Origin of the sequence: Streptomyces sp. NRRL S-495, from assembly GCF_000966955.1 — a bacterium.
In the GTDB taxonomy this organism is placed as follows: domain Bacteria; phylum Actinomycetota; class Actinomycetes; order Streptomycetales; family Streptomycetaceae; genus Kitasatospora; species Kitasatospora purpeofusca.
This window is the reverse complement of record NZ_JZWY01000460.1, coordinates 1-6,275: the sequence shown is the minus strand read 5'-3', so window position 1 is coordinate 6,275 and position 6,275 is coordinate 1. Positions and strand designations below refer to the sequence as shown.

Here is a 6,275-nt window from a genome sequence, read left to right as displayed (position 1 = left end):
GTCGTCGTGGTGGTGGTCGGCGAGCATCACGAACACCCGCGCCCGGCGGCCGGCGCCGGCGAACCAGGTCGGCTCGCCGTGGCTGACCCGCTCGTCCACCTCGGGCAGGGCCAGGCAGACGGCCCGCAGCCGCTCCACGGCCGCCCAATCGTCGGCCGGGCCCGGTCCTGGGACCGGGCCCGACGGCTCGGCGGCCCGCACCGCTCAGCCCGCCGAGGGGCGCGGGGCACCCGGGTAGCTGCCGAAGTACCAGTGGTTGCCCTCGGGGTCGGCGGCGGCGAAGTCCCGCGAGCCGTAGTCGGTGTCGTACGGCGCGGTGGTGATCCGCGCCCCGGCGGCGGCCGCCCGCGCGTGCAGGGCGTCCGGGTCCGCCGTCACCACATAGGCGGAGAAGGTCCCGGGACCGCCGGGCCAGGGCTCGCCGCCCTCGGGAGCCGGCCGGTCGGAGCCCAGCATGATTCCGCCGCCCTCCGGCCACGCCAGTTCGGCGTGGGCCACGAACTCGCCCTCGCCGTAGGCGACGACCTCCTCGAAGCCGAACGCCTCCGTCAGGAAGCGGATCAGCGCCCGGGCGTCACGGGCCCGCAGACTGGGCCAGACCTGAGGGGCGGGCGCCGCCCCGTCGCCGGTGCCACTCGTGTTCGCGCTGTCGGCGTCCATGGCCGGTACCTCCTCCGTTCGGGGCGACCCGCCCGGGTGGGGGCCGGTCCGCCGTCATGCCTCCCACTCTGACCCCGGCCCGGCCGCCCCGCCTTGGACGTTTCGGAACTTCGCCGCGTCCGGCCCCTCCTCGGCGAGCCAGACCGTCGGCGCGCACCCCGCGAGCGTGCGGAACTCGCGCGCCAGATGGGCCTGGTCGAAGTACCCGCAGCGCACCGCGAGCTCCGCCAGCCGGGGCGCCGGACCGGGCGCGGCCAGCAGCCGCCGGGCGCGGTCGAACCGGATCACCCGGGCGGCGGCCTTCGGCGTGAGCCCGGTCTCCCGGCGGAACCGGTCCTGCAGGTGGCGGCCGCTCCAGCCGGTCTCCTCGGCGAGCGCGGCCACCGGCAGGGCCCCGCCGCTGCGCCGGAGCGCGTCCCAGGCCCGCAGCACCTCGGGCGGCACCCGGCCGGACGGGTGGGCGAGCCGCAGCAGCGCGCCGTCCAGTGCCGCGAACCGCTCCGGCCAGGTCCGCGCCTCCCGCACGGCCTCCTGGAGCCGCTCGGCCACCGCGCCGAGCACCTCCTCCGCCGGTACGTCCGACTCGGCGAGTTCCCCGGCCGGCAGCCCGAACAGCGCCCGTGCCGCCAGCGGGTGGACGGCGACCTGGATGCCGGACTGCCGGCCGTCGTGGCTGATCAGCGCCGGGGCGGTGTGCAGCCCGCCGAGCAGGGTGGCGAACCGGCCGGGGGGCTGCGCCGGGTCCGGGTGGCCCGCCATGGTGAGCGGTTCGTCCAGGGTCACGATGAAGGTCAGGTACGGGGACGGCAGGCCCCGGTGCAGGGCGGGCGGCACACCCCGTTGGCGGTAACCCGAGTACCAGGCCACATAGGGACGCAGCGCGGTGGCGGGCCGTGCCCGGACCGCCTCGTCGACCAGGTCGGGGGCGGTCGTCACCGCTGTCCGGTCCGGCGCCCGCACCGCCCCGGGCGCCCCGGCGAACTCCTCCGTCACGCCCCCAGTATCGTCCCGCCGGGTCCCGCCGGGTCGCGGCCGTGCCCGGCAACGGCCGCCCCGATCACGCCCGGCAACCGCCTCCCCGATCACGCTCGGCAACGGCCGCCCCGGATCCGCTCGCGGACCCCCGGCACCCGTGCGTAGGGTGGGCGCACCGGAACACCCGGTGCTCGGGGGAGACCCTGAGGAGGAGTCCCCGTGACTACTGCCCGAGACATCATGCACGCCGGCGCCCAGTGCGTCGCCGCCGACCAGAGCCTCGCCGACGCCGCCCGGATGATGCGCGACATGAACGTCGGCGCCCTCCCGATCTGCGGCCCGGACCAGAAGCTGAAGGGCATCATCACCGATCGCGACATCATCGTCAGGTGTATCGCCGAGGGGCGTGACCCGGCGGCGATGAAGGCCATGGAGCTGGCCGGTCACCTGCACTGCGTGCACGCGGACGACAGCATGGACGCGGTGCTCCACAAGATGGAGCAGCACCAGATCCGCCGCATCCCGGTCATCGACGGCGACCGGTTGGTCGGCATGATCAGCGAGGCCGACCTCGCGACGGGCCACCGCGAGGGCCAGCGGCTGACGGACCAGCAGATCGTCGACTTCATGGACAGCGTCTACATGACGCGGTGACATCGCCCGCGAGGACCCCCGGGCCGCACTCACTGAGGCGGCGGCCCGGGGGTCCTTCTGCGCGGCCGGTCGTTGTGTAACAGAATCCCCGGAATCCGCCCACGGGTTAACGCGACGGCCCTCCCGGGACTCCTGGTTGCAACAGTGTTGGTGACGGCGACAGGAGCGAAGGTGGATCCCGTGACGGGCTCGGTGGTGGCGGGTGTGCTGGGGTTGGTGGGTGCCTCGGTCACGCTGGTGGGGCAGTTACGACCGCGTCGACGGGACCGGCCCCAGCCGCCCCCGGTCGTCGTCGTCCTCGCGCTCCGGGTGCGCCGGGCCGAGGACGGCGCACCACCGCCGGAGCCGCACGAGGAGCGGGGTCGCGGCGCGCATGAGTGAGACCGGCCCGGAGGGGGAGGCCGCGTCGGCGGCGTCCCTCGGCCACCTTCCGGCCCCCGCCGACGGCAGCGGGACCGGAGCCCGGCACGGCGAGTTCGCGTACTTCTACCGCACCTGCCTCCGCCGGCTGGTGGCGTTCCTGATGTGGCAGGGGGCCCCGGCCGCGCTGGCCGCGGACCTGGCCCAGGACACCATGGTCAAGGCGTACGAGAGGTGGGACCGGATCCAGTCGCCGGAGGCCTGGTGCCGAAGAGTCGCGTCCCGTGAACTCGTGCGCGCCTTCAGCCAGGTCGAGGACAGCATCGAGGAACTCGCGCTCGAACCGACCTCGCTGCTGCCGGCACCGGGGCACGCCGCCGAGTGGGAGGGCGAGCAGGAGATCCTGCGGCTGCTGGGCGGCCTGCCCGCCCGCCAGCGCCAGGTCCTGGCGTGGACGCTGGACGGCTACACGCCGACGGAGATCGCCGCCGAGCTGGGCATGCGGCCCGCGGCGGTCCGCGCCAGCCTGTTCAAGGCGCGGCTGACCGTTTCCAGCAGAATGACCGATCGAGAGGGGGAATGATGGCCGAGCGCGGTTCTCCCGAGCGCCGCACCCGTGACTTCTCGGACCGGATGGCGACGCTGCGGAAGTCCTTCCTGCACGGGCTCGACGCCCATCTGGACGTGGAGGCCGGGCTGCGCGAGGTGATGCTGTGCGCCCGTCACAAGGAACTGGCGGAGGGCCTGGACGCCGTGCTCGACATCGAGGCCGGGCTGGTGTCCGTGCTGTCCCGCGGCACGGCCAGGACGGAGTTCGAGGAAGCGGCCGCCCCCCTCTACGACGTCGGCCTGATGCACCAGCGGTTCGAACTGATCGGCCCCGAGCAGCGGCTGGTGCTGCGCGGGCACCCGCTGGTCACCTCGGCCATCCTCGCGGACCTGCTGATCCGCACCGTGGTGCTGGCCCAGGACCTCACCTACGGCCTCGGATTCGGCCGGTACCACGGGATGCCGCTGCAGCAGGCGGTGTTCGCCGCCCAGGGGGTCGCCCGGGGCATCGCGCAGGAACTCGACCGGCGGGCCGCCCTCGCCTGGGACCTGCGGGACCTCGCCCACGAGATCGTGGCGCTGCTCGAACCGCACTACCCGGAGATCGACCGGGCGCGCCGGGTCGGACAGCTCCTGGTGCGGGAGATGGTGACCACGATCGACAAGCGGGTGCGGACGGCGGACCACCCGGCGATCGCCGAATTCCTGCGCGCCTGCGAGGTGTTCATGTTCGCGGTGCTCGGCGGGGACCTCACCCGCGCGGTCCGGGAGGTGCAGTACCTGTCCCGGGTGCTGGTCGAGCAGGTCGGCGAACTGCTCGAACTCGGCGAACCGGAGAACCTGGACCTGGAGTTCCTGGCCGAGGTCCTGGACGACTTCACCACCGCCGACCTGACCTCGGTCGACCTCGCCGGGGTCGACCTCGCCGGGGTCCGCTGGTCCGAGCTGCGCACCCGCTGGCCCGCCGCCATCAGCGTCGACCAGCTCCGGGCGGACTCCCGGGAGACGCTGCCCGGGTCCGGGATCTACATCGTCCGGCCGGGCACGGGGACCCGTGACGTGACCAGGGTCTGAGGACGCCGGACGGGCGCGGCGCCGGGGTTCCGGCACCGCGCCCGCGGTCTCCTGCCGCCCGCGACCGGCGGACGAGCAGGGCGATCAGAGCTGTTGGAACGATCAAAACGAGCAGGACGAGCAGGTCAGGGCATCAGCAGGTGAGCACCGGAGCGGCCCAGTCGGCGTGGTCGCTGTTGGTGCCGTCGCCGCCGTCCGTCACCACGAGCCGCAGCTCGTTGGCCCCGGCCAGCGCCGCCGTCAGGTGCTTGACGCCGGACGCGGAGGTGACCCGCCCGCTGTCGGCGACCTTGGTGTCGTCGGCGTAGATCTCGAAGGAGACCGAACCGCGGCCCTGGGCCTCGGCGTCGATGCCGACATCGGTGCTGATCGAGGAGCAGGCGCCGCCGAGGTAGTAGACGATCTCGCTGAAGGCGTTGACGCCCAGGCCCTTGGCGTAGGTGGCACCGCCGATGTTGATGGTGCTGCCGTCCCGCGCCTGGTTGTCGCCGTTGCTCATGTCGCGCTCGACCGGGCCCCAGCTGTTGCCCGCCGCAGACCAGTTGAGGTCGGAGACCTGGTACGTGCCGGCGGCCGGACCGTCGCCGCAGGCGACCCGGACGTTCGCCCAGTCGGCGTGGTCCCAGGAGGTGCCGTCGCCGCCGTCGGTGACGACCAGCTTCAGCTCCTGTGCCCCGCTGAGGTCGGCGGTGAGCCGTCGCGCCGGGTCCTGGCCGGTGACCGGACCGCTGTCGGCGGCCTTCACCCCGTCCTTGAAGACCTGGAACACCACCGAGCCGTTGCCGTAGGCGTCGTCGTCGATGCCCACGTCGGTGACCAGGTTGCGGCAGGTCCCGCCGAGGTGGAAGCCGATCTCACTGGGGGCGTGCACCCCGAGGCCGTTGGCGAACTGGGCGCCGCGGATGGTGATCGTCCCGCCGTCGCCGGCCACGTGGTCGCCGTTGCTGCGGTCGCGCTCCACCGGGCCCCAGAAGTTGGCCGCCGAGGTGAACGGCAGGTCGCTCAGCCGGGTCACGCCCGAGGGCGGGGAGACCGGCGAGCTCGGGGTGACCCGGAACATCGCCGTGCCGTGGCCGGGCACGACCGCGCTGATCGCGCCGTTGCCGGTGCTGATCTTCTTCGACCACAGGTCCTTGACCTTGTAGGACTCGGCGCCGCCGATCCCGACCGCCTGCGCGGTGGTGCTGATGGTGGCATCGTAGGAGCCCTCGTTGGTGAGGGTGACCGAACGGCTGCCGTCCGCCAGCGGCTTGCTCATCACCACCAGCCCGTTCTCCCGGGACACCACGGAGCCCTGCTTGCCCAGCGGGTCCTGGTCCACCGCGATCACATCGGTGTTGGTGAGGATCTCCAGGGTCTCCGGCTCGGCGGTCCGCAGGTCGGTGCCGATCATCAGCGGGGCGGCCATCTGCGCCCAGAGGCTGAAGTGGGTCCGGTACTCGGTGCCGGTCATGCCGCCGTTGCCGATCTCCAGCATGTCCGGGTCGTTGAACGCCCCGGCCTTGGCGTAGTTCGCCAGGCCCTGGTTGGCCTGCGCGATGGAGATCATGCTCTGCCAGTTGTCGCTGATGTCACCGGTGGTGCGCCAGGAGTTGCCGACCGGCTGCGCCCAGTTCCACGGCCCGGTGCTGCCCCACTCGCAGATGCTGTAGAGGATCGAGCGACCGGTCTTCTTCAGCGCGTCGCCCATCGCCTTGTAGCGGGTCCGCGCGTCGATGCCCTTGTTGTTGCAGTTGTCGTACTTGAGGTAGTCGACCCCCCAGGACGCCCACAGGTTGGCGTCCTGCTGCTCGTGGCCGAGCCCGCCGGGGAAGCCCTTGACGTCACAGGTGTGGTCGCCGGCGCTGGAGTAGATGCCGAACTTCAGGCCCTTGCCGTGCACATAGTCGGCGAGGGCCTTGATGCCGTGCGGGAAGCGGACCGGGTCGGCCACCAGGTTTCCGCTCGCGTCGCGCTGGGGCAGGGCCCAGCAGTCGTCGAGGTTGACGTACTGGTAGCCGGCC

General features: G+C 73.0%; 6 protein-coding genes and 2 pseudogenes. 4 read left to right on the top strand and 4 right to left on the bottom strand.

From position 1 onward, the window contains the following. Positions 1-204: 204 nt before the first annotated feature. Complete coding sequence (locus VR45_RS23480) at positions 205-660, bottom strand: VOC family protein (protein ID WP_045941803.1); 456 nt, start codon at positions 658-660, stop codon at positions 205-207. A gap of 54 nt (positions 661-714) precedes the next feature. After that, positions 715-1,653 carry a helix-turn-helix domain-containing protein gene (locus VR45_RS23475; protein ID WP_234326091.1) on the bottom strand — a complete coding sequence of 313 codons (939 nt, stop codon included), beginning with the start codon at positions 1,651-1,653 and terminating at the stop codon, positions 715-717. A 201-nt stretch (positions 1,654-1,854) separates the two neighbouring features. Here VR45_RS23475 and VR45_RS23470 point away from each other — a divergent pair, with 201 nt between their 5' ends. The 4 genes from VR45_RS23470 (at position 1,855) to VR45_RS23460 (ending at position 4,272) form a co-directional block, all read left to right on the top strand. After that, on the top strand, positions 1,855-2,289 hold the full coding sequence (locus tag VR45_RS23470) for a CBS domain-containing protein (RefSeq protein ID WP_045941802.1): 435 nt from the start codon (positions 1,855-1,857) through the stop codon (positions 2,287-2,289). 171 nt (positions 2,290-2,460) lie between these two features. Continuing rightward, positions 2,461-2,670, top strand: coding sequence for a hypothetical protein (locus tag VR45_RS47155; RefSeq protein WP_159394326.1), 210 nt, complete (start codon positions 2,461-2,463; stop codon positions 2,668-2,670). Next, positions 2,663-3,232 (top strand): sigma-70 family RNA polymerase sigma factor, encoded by a 570-nt coding sequence (locus tag VR45_RS23465; protein WP_052709313.1) that lies wholly within the window; start codon positions 2,663-2,665, stop codon positions 3,230-3,232. Before VR45_RS47155 ends, VR45_RS23465 begins: the two co-directional genes overlap by 8 nt. After that, positions 3,229-4,272 carry a hypothetical protein gene (locus VR45_RS23460; protein WP_159394325.1) on the top strand — a complete coding sequence of 348 codons (1,044 nt, stop codon included), beginning with the start codon at positions 3,229-3,231 and terminating at the stop codon, positions 4,270-4,272. The genes VR45_RS23465 and VR45_RS23460 overlap by 4 nt, the downstream gene beginning before the upstream one ends. A gap of 133 nt (positions 4,273-4,405) precedes the next feature. On the opposite strand, the pseudogene VR45_RS48910 reads toward VR45_RS23460, so the two are convergent. Continuing rightward, a pseudogene (locus VR45_RS48910) lies at positions 4,406-4,774 on the bottom strand (NPCBM/NEW2 domain-containing protein); the annotation flags it as partial. A gap of 84 nt (positions 4,775-4,858) precedes the next feature. Further along, a pseudogene (locus VR45_RS23455) lies at positions 4,859-6,275 on the bottom strand (NPCBM/NEW2 domain-containing protein); the annotation flags it as partial.

Excerpts from the sequence above, each read along its gene's own strand:
- VR45_RS23480 (WP_045941803.1), bottom strand. The coding sequence starts at position 660 with ATGGACGCCGACAGCGCGAACACGAGTGGCACCGGCGACGGGGCGGCG.
- VR45_RS23465 (WP_052709313.1), top strand. The coding sequence starts at position 2,663 with ATGAGTGAGACCGGCCCGGAGGGGGAGGCCGCGTCGGCGGCGTCCCTC.
- VR45_RS23460 (WP_159394325.1), top strand. The coding sequence starts at position 3,229 with ATGATGGCCGAGCGCGGTTCTCCCGAGCGCCGCACCCGTGACTTCTCG.